At 62.5% G+C, this 17,890-nt stretch carries 12 protein-coding genes, 1 pseudogene and 1 riboswitch; of the genes and pseudogenes, 7 read left to right on the top strand and 6 right to left on the bottom strand.

Annotated elements, in window-relative coordinates; translation table 11 throughout:
• Positions 1–60: 60 nt before the first annotated feature.
• Positions 61–258: pseudogene (locus PST29_RS32905) on the bottom strand (HAMP domain-containing protein); the annotation flags it as partial.
• 1,364 nt (positions 259–1,622) lie between these two features.
• Between PST29_RS32905 and PST29_RS24965 the strand changes: the two are divergent.
• Positions 1,623–2,441, top strand: coding sequence for a M48 family metallopeptidase (locus PST29_RS24965; RefSeq protein ID WP_060840996.1), 819 nt, complete (start codon positions 1,623–1,625; stop codon positions 2,439–2,441).
• 84 nt (positions 2,442–2,525) lie between these two features.
• On the opposite strand, the gene PST29_RS24960 is transcribed toward PST29_RS24965, so the two are convergent.
• The 3 genes from PST29_RS24960 to PST29_RS24950 all read right to left on the bottom strand — a co-directional run bounded on the left by PST29_RS24960 (position 2,526) and on the right by PST29_RS24950 (position 5,371).
• Positions 2,526–3,110 carry a TMEM165/GDT1 family protein gene (locus PST29_RS24960; RefSeq protein ID WP_042940848.1) on the bottom strand — a complete coding sequence of 195 codons (585 nt, stop codon included), beginning with the start codon at positions 3,108–3,110 and terminating at the stop codon, positions 2,526–2,528.
• A gap of 91 nt (positions 3,111–3,201) precedes the next feature.
• A riboswitch (yybP-ykoY riboswitch) is annotated at positions 3,202–3,325 on the bottom strand.
• 51 nt (positions 3,326–3,376) lie between these two features.
• Positions 3,377–4,375: a class I SAM-dependent methyltransferase gene (locus PST29_RS24955; protein WP_060840995.1), complete on the bottom strand. Its 999-nt coding sequence runs from the start codon at positions 4,373–4,375 to the stop codon at positions 3,377–3,379.
• A gap of 30 nt (positions 4,376–4,405) precedes the next feature.
• On the bottom strand, positions 4,406–5,371 hold the full coding sequence (locus PST29_RS24950) for a 2-hydroxyacid dehydrogenase (protein ID WP_060840994.1): 966 nt from the start codon (positions 5,369–5,371) through the stop codon (positions 4,406–4,408).
• 84 nt (positions 5,372–5,455) lie between these two features.
• Here PST29_RS24950 and PST29_RS24945 point away from each other — a divergent pair, with 84 nt between their 5' ends.
• Positions 5,456–6,085 (top strand): LysE family translocator, encoded by a 630-nt coding sequence (locus tag PST29_RS24945; RefSeq protein ID WP_060840993.1) that lies wholly within the window; start codon positions 5,456–5,458, stop codon positions 6,083–6,085.
• Here the strand turns inward: PST29_RS24945 and PST29_RS24940 are convergent.
• Entirely contained in the window at positions 6,069–6,842 is a 774-nt protein-coding gene (locus PST29_RS24940) for an AraC family transcriptional regulator (protein WP_060840992.1), read from the bottom strand. The two genes, PST29_RS24945 and PST29_RS24940, sit on opposite strands and share 17 nt — an antisense overlap.
• Before the next feature lie 85 nt (positions 6,843–6,927).
• Here PST29_RS24940 and PST29_RS24935 point away from each other — a divergent pair, with 85 nt between their 5' ends.
• From PST29_RS24935 to PST29_RS24915, 5 genes are all read left to right on the top strand, one after another.
• Positions 6,928–8,112, top strand: a complete 1,185-nt coding sequence (locus tag PST29_RS24935; protein ID WP_060840991.1) for an MFS transporter — start codon at positions 6,928–6,930, stop codon at positions 8,110–8,112.
• A gap of 147 nt (positions 8,113–8,259) precedes the next feature.
• Entirely contained in the window at positions 8,260–9,942 is a 1,683-nt protein-coding gene (locus PST29_RS24930) for a fatty acid--CoA ligase (protein ID WP_060844587.1), read from the top strand.
• 337 nt (positions 9,943–10,279) lie between these two features.
• Positions 10,280–12,142, top strand: a complete 1,863-nt coding sequence (locus PST29_RS24925) for a DUF1302 domain-containing protein (RefSeq protein ID WP_060844586.1) — start codon at positions 10,280–10,282, stop codon at positions 12,140–12,142.
• Positions 12,143–12,172: 30 nt separating this feature from the next.
• Positions 12,173–13,537: a DUF1329 domain-containing protein gene (locus PST29_RS24920; protein ID WP_060840988.1), complete on the top strand. Its 1,365-nt coding sequence runs from the start codon at positions 12,173–12,175 to the stop codon at positions 13,535–13,537.
• A 308-nt stretch (positions 13,538–13,845) separates the two neighbouring features.
• Entirely contained in the window at positions 13,846–16,581 is a 2,736-nt protein-coding gene (locus tag PST29_RS24915; protein WP_060844585.1) for a LuxR C-terminal-related transcriptional regulator, read from the top strand.
• A 37-nt stretch (positions 16,582–16,618) separates the two neighbouring features.
• Here the strand turns inward: PST29_RS24915 and PST29_RS24910 are convergent, their stop codons facing one another.
• On the bottom strand, positions 16,619–17,521 hold the full coding sequence (locus PST29_RS24910) for a LysR family transcriptional regulator (RefSeq protein ID WP_060840986.1): 903 nt from the start codon (positions 17,519–17,521) through the stop codon (positions 16,619–16,621).
• Positions 17,522–17,890: the final 369 nt, after the last annotated feature.

The raw sequence follows: 17,890 nt of genomic DNA, 5'->3' as shown, positions 1-17,890 counted from the left end.
CGAGGAGTCGCTGACGCTCTGCACCGAGGTCACCACCTGGCTGATCATCGCCTGCAGCTTGGCCAGGAAGGTATTGAAGCCCTTGGCAATGGAGCCCAGTTCGTCGGCGCGGTCGCTGGTCAGGCGCCGGGTCAGGTCGCCTTCGCCCTGGGCGATGTCGTCGAGCATGGCCACCATCTGCCGCAGTGGCCGGGCGATGCCATGGCCCACCAGCCAGATCACCAGCAGGCCGAGGCCGGCTATGAGCAGGCCGACCATGGCCATGCCGAACGTGTCGGCCTTGCGCTGTTCGGCCAGATCATTTTGCAGGGTGTTCAGATCGGCCATCACCGCCCCCAGGGGCAATTGCAGCATCAGGGTCCAGTTGGCGTCGGTCTGGCCGATGCCGAACGGCAGGTACAGGGCAATCTTGCCGTTGGCCTGGTCGACGTTGTAGGTCACTTCGCCGCGCTTGAGGCTGGACAGCCTGGCCACCGCGTCTGCGGGCAGTACATCGCTGACCTTCTCGCCGAACTTGCTCGAATCCTTGGTGTAGGCCACCAGGCGACCGTTGCCGCCAATCAGTGCCATCTCGCCGGCACCGCTGTAGAGCTTCTGATTGGCACCCACCAGCATGTCCTGGATGAAGTTCACCGACAGGTCGGCGCCGACGATGCCCTGGAACTTGCCGTTGAGCAGAATGGGCTGAATAAAGGACGCGAGCATCACCACCTTGTCGCCGACCTTGTAGGGCGCAGGGTCGATGACGCAGGACTTGAGACTGTCCTGGGAGCACAGGTAGTACTCGCTGGTGCGCACGCCGGTGGAAAGCAGGGTCCGGTCGTTGACGTCGGCCAGTTTGTCCAGGCCCAGGCTGCCGTCTTCGTTGCGGAACCACCAGGGCAGGAAGCGGCCATTGGTGGTGTCGATGCCCACCACCGAGGTGCCGACATAGGCCGCGTCGTTGTGGTCGATGGCATTGGGCTCCCAGGCGATGTAGGCGCCGAGGATCTTCGGATTCTGGGTGACGTTTTCCTTGACCAGCGCGATCAGCTGTTCCCGGCTCAGGCTGAGGCCGGCACGGCCTTGCGCATCCGCAGTGCCCAGCAGGGCGTTGACCCGCACCAGGCCGCCGGCAATCAGCAGCGGCGCTTCGAGTTCGCGCTGGATCTGGCTGACCTGGGTCTGGGCCAGGCCACTCAGGCGCTGCTCGATCACTTGCTCGAACTGGGTCTGGGTGCGTTCTTGCACCATTTGCTGGGTCCTGGCGCCGGAGAACAGGGCATACAGCACCAGGGCTGCAACCACGCTGAGAACGATGGCTCCGGCCAGGGCGGCCACGGAAAACTGGATCGACTTGAACTTCATAGAGGCTCCGGGCGCAGGAATTGAGGTCTGCCGTGCTGTATCGGCAGCAGCCTCGCGGGTCATTAGCCTTGAGTGCACAAATGACTGTTTCAGAGTGATGCATGTCGCTATTGGAGGGGGTGTGTCGCGGGCCGCTGGCGGCCTGGAGCGAACTGTGAATTTTTTCCTTCAACGACCCAGCGGTATCTGAAATGCGACTCAATGGGTGTTTTGCATCTGGCGCGGATACAGTTCCGCCCTTAGGATACGCGCCATGTTTTCAGGGAGGTTTCATGATGAAGAAGTCGTTACTGGTGTGTGCACTGAGCGCTGCCGTTCTCCTGACCGGTTGTGAAACGGTCAATACCACCAGCGGTGGCGTGGTGGGTGTGGATCGCAAGCAGTCCATGTTCAGCATGGTGTCCAGTGCCGAGGTCAATCAGTCCTACGCCCAGTCCTACCAGGAGACCCTGGGTGAGGCCAGCAGCCAGGGCGTGCTGGACAAGACCAGTGCCAATGCCAAGCGCCTGCAGGTCATCGCTGACCGGCTGATCGCGCAGGCCCCGACTTTCCGCCCCGACTGCGCGCAGTGGAAGTGGGAAGTCAATCTGATCAAGAGCGACGAGCTCAACGCCAACTGCGGTCCTGGCGGCAAGATCATTTTCTACTCCGGCCTGATCGAAAAACTCAAACTGACCGACGATGAAATCGCCGCGGTCATGGGCCACGAGATTGCCCACGCCCTGCGCGAGCATGGTCGCGAGGCCATGTCCAAGCAGTACGCGGTCGGTGCCGGCAAGCAGATTGCTACCCTGTTCGGGGTGTCGCAGGAAACCGTTGCCCTGGGTGATAACGGAGTGAATCTGCTGATGACCCTGCCCAACAGCCGCGAGAACGAAAACGAGGCGGACCTGATCGGCCTGGAGCTGGCCGCGCGTGCCGGTTACAACCCGAATGCCGCCATCAGCCTGTGGAACAAGATGGGCCAGGCGGCGGGTGGTTCGGCGCCGCCTGAGTTCATGAGCACTCACCCGGCTTCCAGCAGCCGAATCGCTTCGTTGCAGGCGGCGATTCCCAAGGTGATGCCGTTGTATCAGCAGGCCAAGAAGTCCTGATCCATCGCTTCATTGTCGCTGACGCTTTCGCCGGCAAGCCGGCTCCTACAGGTTGTGTGGGAGTCGGTTTGCCGGCGATTTCGTTTACAGCCAGCCGCTGATCTGCATGGCCTTGTACACCGCCACCACGGCTAGGATGAAGAAGGCCGACGCCGCCAGGCGACGAATCAGGGTCAGGGGCAGTTTGTCCGCGGCGAAGTTGCCCGCCAGGACCACCGGCACGTTGGCAATCAGCATGCCCAGGGTGGTGCCGATGATCACCAGCCACAGGTCCGGGTATTGCGCCGCCAGCATGACGGTGGCGACCTGGGTCTTGTCACCGATTTCCGCCAGGAAGAAGGCGATCAGGGTGGTCAGGAACGGCCCGAACTTGCGGGCGGTGGTTGCTTCGTCGTCATCCATCTTGTCCGGTACCAAGGTCCACAGCGCAGTGGCGGTGAAGCTGGCGGCCAGAATCCAGTGCAGGGTCGCGTCGGAGAAGAAGCTGCCGAACCAGGCACCTACCGCACCGGCGGCCGCGTGGTTGGCCAGGGTCGCGGCGACGATGCCGGCGATGATCGGCCAGGGTTTGCGAAAGCGCGCGGCAAGAATCAGGGCAAGCAGTTGCGTCTTGTCGCCGATTTCGGCCAAGGCAACGATTGCGGTGGGAACGAGGAGAGAATCCAGCATCATCAGGGTTTTCCTAAGGGGCGGGTCGACACGGCTATGACACGTACAGCCTTCCCGCCCCGGGTAAGGTGTGCGTGTCATAGGTCTTGTCAAACCCTGCGGTCCGTCTGTGCGGACTCTTGGGTCGCATGCGCCATGGTCTGAGGACCAAGTATGTTGACGCATGCCGGACGAGCGTGGCGCTCGTGGGAGACTACTCCCCTAGGACGGAGCGGATTCTGCCTAGGCAAAATCCATTCGGCAAGCCTTGTTTGCGAAAAACCGTCTCAGCCGCGCTTGGCCCGGTAAATCCGGAAACCCTGGCCTTCGGCTTTGATCGCGCACGGCCCGAGGTGCTCTTCGATCAGGGGTTGGTAGCGCAGGAAGCTGTTGGCGACTACCCGTAGTTCGCCGCCTTTTTGCAGATGTTTACTCGCTTTTCGCAGCAGGTTTTCTGTTGCCTGGTAGTCGGTGTGAACCCCGGTATGGAAGGGCGGATTGGTCAGGATGCCGTTCAATTCCATGGGCGCGGCGTCGATGCCGTCACCGGTCAGCACCTCGGCTTGCAGACCGTTGGCGGCCAGGGTCAGGCGACTGCTGGCGGCGGCAAAAGCGTCCACATCCAGCAGGGTCACGCGGTTGTCTGGGTAACGGCGCTTTACCGTGGCGCCCAGGACCCCGGCGCCACAGCCGAAGTCCAGCAGATGACCGGCGGGCAGGTGATCCAGATGCTCCAGCAGTAATGCGGTGCCGCGATCCAGGCGCCCATGGCTGAACACTCCCGGCAGGCTGACCACCGTCAATGGACCTTCGGCCAGGGGCAGTTGGTATTCCTGGGCCAGGCTCTCCAGCGCCACCGGTTCGGGAGCGTTGGCGACCGTGACCTGCCACAGTTGGCAGTGGCGCGCGCTGTCGAGCTTGCGCGGTTTGCCGAAGGGGTTGAGTTGCTTGGCGGCGCTTTCCACGCCGCTGCGCTTCTCGCCCACCAGGTACAGCTCGCGCCCGGCCAGGCGCGAGGCCAGGGCATTGAGCAGGTAGTCGGTCAGGTCCTTGGATTTGGGCAGAAACAGCACGGCGCTGTCGAAGGCCTCGGTCGGCGCGGCTACGCCGAAGTGGCAGCGCCCGGGAAAGCGTGCCTCCAGGGCCGCGTGGTCGCCGGCGTGCCAGCTCCAGCCCCGGGCGTTGGGCAGGCGGCCCAGCAGATCATCCGCGGCCAGGCCGGCCAGCAGCAGTGAGCCTTGAAACAACTGAGCCTGGCGTAACAGTACTTCGCTGCGTGTGTCCATGGTCGCCCCCGAAAAAAGTGGCGAAGTTTATCAACTCACGACCCGCAGCGGGGTGCCACTGAAGAAGGCTCGGGCATTTTCCGTCAGTTGGCCGACGATCCGCTGGCGGGCTTCGCGGCTGCCCCAGGCGTTGTGCGGGGTCACGATCAGGCGCGGGATATCACGGGCCAGCAGGGGGTTGCCGGCCACCGGCGGTTCGACGCTCAGCACGTCGGTGGCCGCGCCGCCCAGATGGCCGCTGCGCAGTGCATCGGCCAGGGCCTGTTCGTCGATCAGGCCGCCGCGAGCGGTGTTGACCACCAGGGCACCGGGCTTGAGCAGGGCCAGCTCCCGGGCACCGATAAAGTTCCGGGTGTGTTCGTTGAGTGGGCAGTGCAGGGTCAGGGCATCCACTTGTGGCAGCAGTTCCTCCAGCGGCAGGCGGTCCGCTCGAGCCGGGCGTCCGGGTATCTGCCCCAAGACCACGCGCATGCCAAAGGCTTCGGCCAGGCGCGCCACGGCGCTGCCCAGTTCGCCATTGCCCAGCAGGCCGAGGGTCTTGCCCGCGAGTTCGATGATGGGGAAGTCCAGCAGGCAGAACTGCTTGGCCTGCTGCCAGCGGCCGGCGGCCACGGCCTCTTGGTAGTCGGCCACCCGAGTGGCGAGATTGAGCAGCAGCATCAGGGTGTGCTGGGCCACCGATGGCGTGCCGTAGCCCTGGCAGTTGCTGACCCGGATGCCCTGCTGGCGGGCCGCGTTCAGATCGACATTGTTGGTGCCGGTGGCGGCCACCAGGATCAGTTGCAGATCGGGGCAGGCCGCCAGGGTTTCGGCACTCAGAGCGACCTTGTTGCTGATGACCACCTGAGCGCCTTGCAGGCGCTCGATCACCTGCTCCGCGCGGGTGTGGGCATGCACTTGCAGGGGGCTGAAACAGTCGTGCAGCGCACTCAGGTCCAGGTCGCCCAGGTCCAGCGAGCTGTGATCGAGAAAGACGGCGCGGCGATTGTTGGTCATGAACTGTACCTTTTGCACGGGGGATCTAAGGCGTAATCTGCCGAGCCTAACAGATGAAATAATTAGACATACACAGGAGCCTGCATGTACCTCACCGAGTTCTTGACCGTTGCCCTGATCCACTTGCTGGCGGTGGCCAGCCCCGGCCCGGATTTCGCCGTGGTGGTGCGCGAAAGCGTGACCCACGGCCGTCGAGCCGGCACCTGGACCGCTCTGGGCGTGGGCTGCGCGATCTTCCTGCACGTGGGTTACTCACTGCTGGGGATCGGCCTGATCGTTTCCCAATCCATCGTGTTGTTCAACGCCCTGAAGTGGCTGGCGGCCGCCTACTTGCTGTACATCGGCTTCAAGGCCCTGCGCGCCCAACCGGTCAAGCCGGCGGCGGACGATCTGCACAAGGAAGCCGGGGTGCGGACCGCCCGCGGAGCCTTCACCTCGGGTTTTGTCACCAATGGCCTGAATCCCAAGGCGACCCTGTTCTTCCTCTCGCTGTTCACCGTGGTGATCAATCCGCACACGCCTCTGGCGATCCAGGCCGGTTACGGGGTGTACCTGGCGGTGGCGACCGCGCTCTGGTTCTGCCTGGTGGCGCTGCTGTTCAGCCAGCAGCGGGTTCGTGCCGGCTTCGCCCGCATGGGCCATTGGTTCGACCGCACCATGGGCGCGGTGCTGATCGCCATCGGCGTGAAACTGGCCTTCACCGAGATGCATTGAGTGCGCTGAGCTGGTTCAGGGTTGCCACGTAATGCCGTGGCGTATCCCCCAGCAAGCGGCAGAACATCGCGCTGAAGGCCCGGGCGCTGCCGTATCCCAACGAGTCGGCCACGCTGTGCACGCTTTCCCCGGCGAGCAGGCGTGGCAGGGCTTCCATCAGGCGCAGTTGCTGGCGCCAGGCATTGAAATTCATCCGCACCTGCTGTTGAAACAGCCGCGCCAGGGTTCGCGAACTGGCGCCGACCTGCTGTGCCCAGTCTTCCAGGGTGTGGGGATGGTCCGGGGTCTGCAGCAGGGTTCGGCAGATGCTCTGCAGGCGCCGGTCCTGGGGCATGGGAATGTGCAGGGGCAGGTTTTCCAGGCCGGCGATCTCTTCCAGCATCAGTTGCTGGATCAGCGGATTTTCCGCCTGCTCCGGTCCTTGCACCGCTCGCAGGATCAGCTCCCGCAGCAGGGGTGTCACCGCCAGCACACAGCACTGTTGCAAGGACGGCGGAGACAGATGCGCGGCAATGAACAAGGAGCGCATGCGGACCTCGCCGACCATGAAGATTTCATGTTCCACCAGGGGCGGAATCCACACCGCGCGGGTTGGCGGAATGACCCAGGCGCCCTGGGCGGTGACCACGCGCATGGTGCCGCAGGCGGCGTAGAGAAACTGCGCTTCGCGATGGCGATGGGATTGCTGGTGGGCGGCATCGGGATAGTCGCGGGGATAGGCGCTCACCGGGCCGTGGTGGAAGTGGCTGATTAACATGTCCGATCCAATGACTTTGTTGTCAGGAATGCTGAAAACAGCCAACTTAGCATAGGCGACACCACCACCAACCTTGTGTGCCGCCATGAATCAAGCTCGAAACGTTATCCGCTACGTCAACGCTGCCCATGTCATCGATCACATGTTCATGCTGATCTTTCCCGCCGCCGTGCTGGGCATGACCCAGGCCTTTGCCCTGGACTATGCCGCGCTGATCGGCCTGTCCCTGGGCGGTTTCATCGCCTTTGGCGCCTGTTCGCTACCCGCCGGCTGGCTGGGGGACCACTGGAGCCGACGACAGATGATGTTGCTGTTCTTCTTCGGCATGGGCGCGGCGTCGATCCTCACCGGCCTGAGCAACAGCCCGACCCTGTTGGTGATCGGCCTGACCCTGATGGGGGTATTCGCTGCGATCTACCACCCGGTGGGCACGGCCATGCTGGTGGCCTATGCACAGAATCGTGGGCGGGAGATCGGCATCAACGGTATGTGGGGCAATCTCGGCGTGGCGTTTTCGGCGCTGATCACCGGTTTTCTCGTGGCTCGGTTCGGCTGGCGTTCGGCTTTTATCCTGCCGGGGGCGGTGGCGATCCTGCTGGGGATCGGTTTTGCCTGGCAGGTGCGTGACGAACCGGTGCCGGTACGGCCCCACGTCGGCTTGAAGGGCAAGGGCGGGCAGCAGATCTCCATGTTCCTGGTGTTCGGTGTCCTGGCCCTGGCCACGGCCACCGGCGGGGTGGTGTTCAACGCCACCACCATGACCTACCCCAAGCTGTTTCAGGAGCGCCTGCACGAGCTGTTCACCTCGCCGCAGACCCTGGGCCTGGTGGTCAGCCTGGCCTATGCCTTCGGTGCGGTGGCGCAGTTGACCATTGGCCGGGTATTGCATCGCTTCAGCCTGAAGTGGCCTTTTATCGTCTTGACCCTGTTTCAGGCGCCGCTGCTGTTGGCCATGGCCCACAGCGAGGGCTGGAGTGTGATCCTGCTGGGGGCGGCCTTCATGTTCGTGGTGTTTGGCCAGGTCACGGTGAATGACGCCATGGTCGCCAACTTCGTCGCGCCGCAGTGGCAGTCGCGGGTCTTCGCCTTGCGTTACTGCCTGTCGTTCGGTGCCAGCGCCACGGCCATTCCGTTGATTGCCCTGGTGGAGCCGCGCCAGGGGTTGAGCGGCCTGTATCTGATCCTCGCCGGGTTTGCCGCGCTGACTTTTGCCGCCGCGCTGGCGTTTCCCCGGACGCCGGCCGAAGCGGCGGTGGGACAGAGCGCTTGATCTCACGCAGAGCCGCACCAATGCTGGCTTGGAGCTAGTATTTGTACGGCTCTGCAAATCATCCCTTTGGCTGATTTAGCGGGCGCACAGGAACTCTAGAGTGAGTATTCTCCAGCTACGACCGAGCCGTCAGAAAAAGGGATTCTTATGTTGCAGACTCGTGTTATCCCCCCCGCCGAAGGCGCCTATCAATACCCGCTATTGATCAAGCGGCTGCTGATGTCCGGCAGTCGTTACGAGAAAACCCGCGAGATCATCTACCGCGATCAGTTGCGCTATACCTATCCGACCCTGATCGAACGCGTGGCGCGCCTGGCCAACGTATTGACCGCCGCCGGGGTCAAGGCCGGCGACACCGTGGCGGTGATGGATTGGGACAGCCATCGCTACCTGGAGTGCATGTTCGCCATCCCGATGATTGGCGCGGTGATCCACACCATCAACGTGCGCCTGTCGCCGGAGCAGATCCTCTACACCATGAACCACGCCGAAGACCGCTTCGTGCTGGTCAACAGCGAGTTCGTCGGTCTGTACCAGGCCATCGCCGGGCACCTGACCACGGTGGAGAAAACCCTGCTGCTCACCGATGCGCCGGAGAAAACCGCCGAGCTGCCGAACCTGGTGGGGGAGTACGAGACATTGCTGGCGGCCGCCAGTCCCCAGTACAACTTCGAGGATTTCGACGAGAATTCGGTGGCCACCACCTTCTACACCACCGGCACCACCGGCAATCCCAAGGGCGTGTATTTCACCCACCGGCAGCTGGTGCTGCACACCATGGGGGTGTCCACCATCATGGGCTGCATTGACAGTGTGCGGCTGCTGGGCACCAACGACGTGTACATGCCCATTACCCCGATGTTCCACGTGCACGCCTGGGGCCTGCCCTATGTGGCCACCATGCTCGGGCTCAAGCAGGTCTACCCGGGACGCTACGATCCGGAGTACCTGGTGGAGTTGTGGCGTCGGGAAAAGGTCACTTTCTCCCATTGCGTGCCGACCATCCTGCAGATGGTGCTCAACGCCAAGGCGGCCCAGGACACCGATTTCGGCGGTTGGAAGATCGTCATCGGCGGCAGCGCGCTGAACCGTGCGCTGTACGAGGCGGCCAAGGCCCGGGGCATCCAGCTGACCGCCGCCTATGGCATGTCGGAAACCGGCCCGCTGGTGTCCTGCGCTCACCTCAATGACGAGCTGATGGCGGGCAGCGAAGACGAACGCACCACCTACCGGATCAAGGCCGGGGTGCCGGGCCCGCTGGTGGAGGCGGCGATCATCGATGCCGAGGGCAGTTTCCTGCCGGCGGACGGCGAGTCCCAGGGCGAGCTGGTACTGCGCGCGCCCTGGTTGACCGAGGGCTATTTCAACGAACCGCAGAAGGGCGCCGAACTCTGGAACGGCGGCTGGCTGCACACCGGTGACGTGGCGACCCTGGACAGCATGGGGGTGATCGACATCCGTGACCGGATCAAGGACGTGATCAAGACCGGGGGCGAGTGGATCTCGTCCCTGGACCTGGAAGACCTCATCAGTCGTCACGCGGCGGTACGTGAAGTAGCAGTGGTGGGCATCGCCGATCCGCAGTGGGGCGAGCGCCCGTTCGCCCTGCTGGTGATCCGCGAAGGTCATGCCATTGGCGCCCGCGAGCTCAAGGAACATCTGAAGCCGTTCGTGGAACTGGGGCACCTGAGCAAGTGGGCGATTCCCAGTCAGATTGCCCTTGTTACTGAAATTCCCAAGACCAGCGTGGGCAAGCTCGACAAGAAGCGCATCCGTGTCGACATCAGCGAATGGCAAGCCAGTAACAGCACCTTCCTCTCCACGCTTTGAGCGTCCTCTGCCGTGCCCGCCCGGGCACGGCATGCCTACCCGGCAAGCCTTTGTCTTGTGCTCGCGAGATTTTCAGCCATTCTTACCGCGCCGTCTTTCAACGGTTTTGGCAAAGGGTTGTTCCAGCGCGGTGGGTGGTTGCAAATCACACTTTAGAGGGATCAAGCAGTAATCCCCGCTGGATATAGTCCGCTCACGGATTTTTCTGAAGTACGGAGCATTGTGGGGTGCTCGCGCCACGCAACTTCGGGCCTGGGGCGGTGTTGCTCGACCCGGTATCCGCAGCGTCTTCAGAAGAGCGTACTGCCATAACAATAATGCACATGGAGTAGCGTCGATGACATCAGCAAACCAGTTCTGGCGCCGGGCAAAACTGCCCCTGGCCGTCGGTCTCGCCTCCACGCTCGCCGGGCCGGCATTCGGCGTCAGCTTCAACATCGGTGAAATCGAAGGCAGCTTCGATTCGTCCCTGTCGGTGGGGGCCAGTTGGTCCACAGCGGAGCGCAACCGAGATCTGATCGGGGCCAACAACGGTGGCAAGGGCCTGTCACAGACCTCCGATGACGGCCACTTGAACTTCAACAAGGGCCAGACCTTTTCGAAGATCTTCAAGGGCATCCATGACCTGGAGTTGAAGTACGGCGATACCGGTGTGTTTGTTCGTGGCAAGTACTGGTATGACTTCAAGCTCAAAGACGAAGACCTGGACTTCAAGAACATCAGCGACAACAACCGCAAGGAAGGCGCCAAGTCTTCCGGTGGGCAGATCCTCGACGCCTTCGTCTATCACAACTACTCCATTGCCGATGAGCCGGGTTCGGTGCGTTTCGGCAAGCAGGTAGTGAGCTGGGGCGAAAGTACTTTCATTGGCGGCGGCATCAACTCGATCAACCCGATCGACGTTTCAGCGTTTCGCCGCCCAGGTGCCGAGATCAAGGAAGGCCTGATTCCGGTCAACATGTTCTATGTCTCTCAGACCTTGACCGAAAACCTGTCGGCCGAGGCTTTCTACCAGCTGGAATGGGACCAGACCGTTACCGATAACTGCGGCACCTTCTTCTCGCAGCCAGACATCATTTCCGATGGTTGCGACAACAACCTGCGGGTGTTGAACAAGCGCTCGACCATTCCTGGTGCTTTTTTGCCAGCCCTGCAGGCACAAGGCGTGGATATCAACAACGAAGGTGTTCTAGTCCGCCGTGGTGCGGATCGTGATGCCCGTGACAGTGGCCAGTTCGGCGTGGCCTTCCACTACAACTACGAGCCGCTGGATACCGAGTTCGGCGCTTACTTCATGAACTATCACAGCCGGGCGCCAATTTTCAGTGCGACCGGGGCGCCACAAAGCGTTTACGACCGGGCGCGTTTGTTCGGCGCGTTGGCTCCTTTGATCGTGGCAGGTAATTCCAACTACTTCGTCGAGTATCCGGAGGATATTCGTCTGTACGGCTTGAGCTTCTCCACGACATTGCCTACGGGGACTGCTTGGAGTGGCGAATTGAGCTACCGGCCTAATGCTCCAGTGCAACTGAACTCCACCGATATCCTGTTTGCCGGTGTACGTCCCTTGGGCGGTCCAGTGCTGGGCAATGCTTCATTGTTGAATGGTGTTCCTGGGCAGGACCTGCACGGCTACCGTCGTAAAGAGATCACTCAGTTCCAGACTACTTTCACTCACTTTTTCGATCAGGTCATGGGAGCCAGCCGCTTGACCCTTGTGGGGGAACTCGGTGTTACCTACGTGGGCGGTTTGGAAAGCAAGTCAAATGTCCGTTACGGCCGTGATCCGGTTAAGGGGTCGGGAGAGTTGCCTGGAGGGGCCTGCTCAGCACTTGCCTCTTCCATCGCTACAGGCGCAGGTCTGGCCAACTCCAGTGGCCTGAACACCAACTGCAACAACGACGGCTTCACCACCGCCACTTCCTGGGGCTACCGCGGCCGGGCCATCTGGGAATACCCGGATGTGTTCGCCGGTGTGAACCTCAAGCCCAACGTGGCCTGGTCCCATGACGTCAAGGGTTACTCGCCAGGTCCTGGCGGCAACTTCGAGGAAGGTCGCAAGGCCATCAGCCTGGGGTTGGATGCCGAGTACCAGAACACCTACACCGCGAGCCTGGCCTACACCAACTTCTTTGGTGGCGACTTCAGCACCGTGGATGACCGGGATTTCCTCGCCTTGAGCGTTGGCGTGAACTTCTAAGCACACTGCATTTTCAGGAAGAACGACACTATGAACATCACCAAGAGTCTGTTGCACGTCGGTGTGCTGGGACTGTCACTGCTGGCCACCGGGGTCATGGCCGCGGTCTCGGCCGATGAAGCCGCCAAGCTGGGCACCAGCCTGACGCCGATGGGCGCGGAAATGGCCGGCAACGCCGCCGGCACCATTCCGGCCTGGAAGCCGCTGGCGACCAATGCCGGCACCGTGGACAGCAAGGGTTTCCTGTCCAACCCGTACGGCAGCGAGCAACCGCTGTTCACCATCACCGCGCAGAATGTCGAGCAGTACAAGGACAAGCTGGCACCGGGGCAGTACGCGATGTTCAAGCGCTACCCGGAAACCTTCAAGATGCCGGTCTACCCGTCCCATCGCGGGGCTACCGTGCCGGCTGACGTGTTCGCCGCGATCAAACGCAACGCCACCAAAACCAACCTGGTGTCCGGCGGCAACGGCCTGGAGAACTTCGAAACCGCGATTCCGTTCCCGATCCCGAAAAGCGGCGTGGAAGTGATCTGGAACCACATCACCCGCTATCGCGGCGGCAGCGTGACCCGCCTGGTGACCCAGGCCACGCCACAGGCCAACGGCTCCTACAGCCTGGTGTACTTCCAGGACCAGTTCGTGTTCCGCGACAAGATGAAGGACTACGACCCGAAAAACCCGGGCAACATCCTGTTCTACTTCAAGCAGAAAGTGACCGCCCCGGCGCGTCTGGCTGGTGGTGTGCTGCTGGTTCACGAAACCCTCGACCAGGTGAAGGAACCGCGTTCGGCCTGGGTCTACAATGCGGGTCAGCGGCGTGTGCGTCGTGCACCGCAAGTGTCCTATGACGGCCCGGGTACCGCCGCAGACGGCCTGCGCACCTCGGACAACCTGGACATGTACAACGGTGCTCCGGATCGCTACGACTGGAAGCTGGAAGGCAAGAAGGAGATGTACATCGCCTCCGACAGCTACAAGCTCGATTCGCCGAGCCTGAAATACGCCGACATCATCAAGGCCGGGCACATCAACCAGGATCTGGCTCGCTACGAGCTGCGTCGGGTCTGGCATGTGGTCGCGACCCTGAAGGAAGGCCAGCGCCACATCTACGCCAAGCGTGACTTCTACATCGACGAGGACACCTGGCAGGCGGCGGTGATCGACCACTACGACGGCCGTGGCCAACTGTGGCGCGTGGCCGAGGCCCATGCCGAGAACTACTACGACAAGCAAGTGCCGTGGTACGCCCTGGAAACCCTCTACGACCTGCAGTCCGGCCGCTACCTGGCGCTGGGCATGAAGAACGAAGAGAAGCAGGCGTACGACTTCGGCTTCACCGCGACCACCAGCGATTTCACCCCAGCCGCCCTGCGTCAGGACGGGGTTCGCTGATCCGCTGCAAATAGAGGCCGCATCCTCGGAAATTGCCCCGACCGGTTCGGGGCTTTTTTTTGCCTGAAAAATCTTGCCCTTGGGGAAGTGCACATCAATCCAGGTGGGCTAGGCTGGTTTTCTCCAAGTGAATTAGTAAGTTGCTTAATAAATAACTGAAATATCGACTGATCAGTCAGATATATCTGACCCATTTGGACATAGTCTTTTTTACCCGAATGGTCGCAAAAATCTTCAACAGGTCGCTTTTTACCGCTAGTCTGCGGGCATCTGCTACGCCGACAACCCTACATCAACAAGAGTTGGCCATGACTGAGCTGTCCTCCCTTCAACGGTCTGCCAGCGCGGTGATTCCCGCGTTGGAAGGGCGTTTCTATCGACCCCCTTTGCCCGAGGGATACGTGCAGCGGCCGCGTCTTTGCGAACGCTTGAGCGCCGGGTTGAAGGGGCGGTTGTTGTTGGTCAGCGCGCCGGCCGGATTCGGCAAGAGCTCGTTGGCGGTGGAGTTCTGCCAGGGCTTGCCGGGAAACTGGCAGAGCCTGTGGCTGGGGTTGAGCCGTCGGGACAGCGATCCCGGACGCTTCCTCGAGCGTCTGCTGGCAGGCTTGCAGCAGTATTTTCCCCAACTGGGCCGGCAGTCTCTCGGGCTGTTGAAAATGCGCCAGCGCCATCAGCCCTTCGCCTTTGAAGAGTGGCTCGACGGCCTGCTGGACGAGTTGGCGCAGCACCTGTCCGGTAGCTCGCCGCTGCTCCTGGTGCTGGATGACTACCACCTGGCCCAGGGGCCGGTGCTGGATCGCTGCCTGCAGTTTTTTCTCAATCACCTGCCCGATGGCCTGGTGGTGCTGGTCACCAGTCGCCAGCGCCCGGACTGGCATCTGGCGCGGCTGCGGCTGTCGCGACAGTTGCTGGAACTCAATGAACAGGATTTGCGCCTGACCCATGACGAATCCCTGAGCCTGTTGGATCGGCACAGCAGCGCCTTGCGTGGCGAGGCTCTGGAAAGCCTGATTCAGCGCAGCGAGGGCTGGGTTGCCGGGCTGCGTTTCTGGCTGCTGGCGGCGTCCGAGGCCGGTGCGCTGGGCACCTTGCCCCAGGGGCTGCATGGGGGCGAAGGGCTGATCCGTGACTACCTGCTGGAGGAAGTGATCGACTGTCTGCCCGCCGAAGTCCAGGCGTTCCTTTATGACACGGCGCCCCAGGAGCGTTTTTGCGCCGAACTCTGCGATGCCCTGCGCGAGGCCCATGACAGTGCGGAAATCCTCGGGTTTCTGCAGGCCCACCAGGTGTTCCTGGTGCCGCTGGACGAACACGGACACTGGTATCGCTATCACCACCTGTTTTCCGATCTGTTGCGCACCCGCCCCACGGCCAATGCCCTGGTGCCGGCTGCCACTCTGCATCTGCGGGCCTGTCGCTGGTTCAATGCCCAGGGGCTGCTGGATGAAGCGGTGGAGCAGGCGCTGCGTGCCGGGCACCTGGATGTGGCGGCCAACCTGGTGCAGAACCTGTCGGAGGAGCAACTGCTGGCGGAGCAGAATGTCGGCATGCTGCTGCGCTGGAAGATGGACCTGCCCGACAGCCTGTTGATCAGCACGCCGCGCCTGATCGTGCTTTACAGCTGGGCCCTGGGCCTGGCCTGCCAACTGGATGCCGCGGAAGAGCTGGCCGATCACTTGAGTCGTTTCTTGCCGGCGCCTTCGGCCACCGCGCAGAAGTCGATGCTGGCGCAATGGCTGGCCCTGAGCGGGATCATCGCCCGTGGTCGCGGGCAGCGGGAAAGAACCCTGGCCTATTGTGGTGAAGCTCTTGAGAGCCTGCCGCACAAGCGTTACGGGCAACGCCTGATGTGCCTGTCGACCCTGTCCAACCTGGCGATTACCGACGCTGATCTGTGGCGCGCCCGCAGTCTCAATCGCGAATCCCTGGAGCTGGCACAGCGGGTCGGCAATCCGCTGTTCGAGGCCCTGGCCCATTACGATCGGGCCCGGGTCCTGCAGGCGCGGGGCGAGGTGCTCAGAGCGCAGGAGGAGGTGCACCAGGGGCTGCGCCGGCTGCAGGGGCTGTCGGCTCAGCGACTGTACGCGGTGCGGGCCCGGCTGACCCTGTATGAAGGCTATCTGTTGACGCTGCGGGCCCAGCCTGAAACCGGTCTGCTGCGTCTGCAGGCCGGGCTGGTGGAGGCCCGGGCCTGTCGCGATATCAGCGTGTTGATCGCCCACTGCGTGATCGCCAAGCAGGAGGGGCTGCGAGGCGAGTTTGCCCGGGCCTTTGCCGAACTCGCCGAAGCCGAGCGCCTGATGCACATCTGGGACGTGCCGCCGATCTACTACCTGGCAATGATCACCCTGGTGAAATGCGAACTGTGGCTGGCTCAGGGACGCACCGACCTGGCCGAGGCCTGGCTTGGCCGCCTGGGCCAGACCTACACCGGCGAACAGGCGGCGGCACCGCCTGAGTTTCACCCGCAACTGCCGTTGCATATCGAGCTGCAGCAGGCCCGGCTGGACACCATCAAGGGCGACGCTGCCAGGGCCGAGCAGCGTTTGCGGCGGCTGGTGGAGCATGGTCGGCAGAGCGGCCGGCAATTGTTGAGCGTGATGGCCCTGACCCAGAAGGCTCAGTTGCTGCTGGGGCTCGGGCGTGGCCCCGAGGCCCACCAGGATTTGTTCCAGGCCCTGGAGGCCGCCGTCGGGGGCGCATTGCAGCCTTTCGAGGGGCTGATTGCACAGCATCCCGGCTGGATGCGCGAGCAGTTGCAGCAGGGCGCACCGACCGCCTTGACCCAGGCGCTGCTGGAGCGCTTGCCCGCCGCACCCCGGGAGCTTCCCGAAACGGCGGTCCCCAGCGAATCCTTGAGTTCCAGGGAGTTGTCGGTGCTGCAACTGATCGCTCAGGGCTGTTCCAACCAGGAGATCAGTGAGCGACTGTTCATCTCCCTGCACACGGTCAAGACCCATGCCAGCCATATCAACAGCAAGCTGGGGGTGGAGCGCCGTACCCAGGCAGTGGCCCGGGCCCAGGAGCTGGGGCTGCTGGGCTAGGCGCCCGGGCGAGGGGCGAGTCGGCGGCAAGGTGCGCTCAACGGGCCAGGTGTTCCTTGCAGTAGTCGGCAAACAGGCGCGCCGGCTTGGTCAACTGGCCACGCTTGAGCCAGGCGGCGACCAGGCCTGAGCCGGTCACGTCCTCGACGATATCCACGCACACCACCGGTTTGCCGTCGTAGGAGCACTGGGAGTGGGGGCGGGTCACCAGGATCGAAAAGCCGAAGCCCTGGCCGACCATGCCCCGCACCATCTCGATGGAGGGCGAGCTGAAGGCGATCTGCGGGGTGAGCCCCAACTCCTCGAACAGGCTGACAAAGTAGGTCCGGCTGGGTTGCACATCCAGCAGGATCATCGGTTCCAGGCTCAGGTCGCGCAGTGAAACCTGGGCTTGCTGGGCGTAGCGATGATCGGCCGGCAGCAGCACATAGGGGCGTTGCGCCGGCATCAGCGGCTCGGTTTCGATGGTGCCGTCCAACTCATGTTCATACAGGATCACCAGGTCGAAGGCGCCCCCGGTCAGGCCTTGCACCAGTTCCTGTTGCTCGCCGTCACGGATGCGAATCTCCACGCCGGGATAGAGCGCGCTGAAACCGGCGATTAACTGCGGCAGGTACAGCGGGGCCACGGTTTCAAAGCAGCCGATGTCGATCTGTCCGGACACCACATCATTGTCGGCCAGGGCGTTCTGTTCGAACTCCTTGGCCATGCGCAGCAGTTCCTGGGCCTTGCGATAGAAGCGTGCACCGCTTGGGGTCAGGGACACGCCCAGGGCGTGATGACGAATCAGCAACTGCACACCGAAGCTGTCCTCCAGGCCCTTGATGGCAGTGGAGATCGACGGTTGGGCGATATACAGCTTGCGCGACGCCTCGGCAACGCTGCCGCACTCGACGGTGGTGATGAAGTACTTGAGTTGACGCAGATTGTAGGTGGCCACAGCGAACCTCGTTCTTTGCCTTGGCGCGGGGGGATTGGCTCTGTTCCGCGCCTGACTAGAGTCTCTCCCAGCTGAAAGTTAGCAAGTTGTGCACCAGCTCTCTCAGGGCGTGAGTTTTCTTTATCTTGCAACAATACTCACAAGCTCTGGCGCAGGAGCTAGCTAGATTTTTCATCGGTAGAGAGCATTTTTTTCTTTGCTTCTTCGGCTTGGGTCTGCTCAACGGATACTTTCGTCGAGGTGCGATGGGATGTTCGAACTTGAATCGGTTTGGTTGAGTGGAGAGGGCTAGAGGGCGCGTGTCATAACAGGGCGGGCGCCCCGACAGGTGTCGGGGCGTTGTCTATTGGTGAGTCTTCAACCTTGTGA

This window comes from Pseudomonas sp. St29 (assembly GCF_001547915.1).
Classification (GTDB): Bacteria; Pseudomonadota; Gammaproteobacteria; order Pseudomonadales; family Pseudomonadaceae; genus Aquipseudomonas.
Note: the sequence above shows the minus strand (reverse complement) of the source record. Positions and strands in the feature narration are given on the sequence as shown.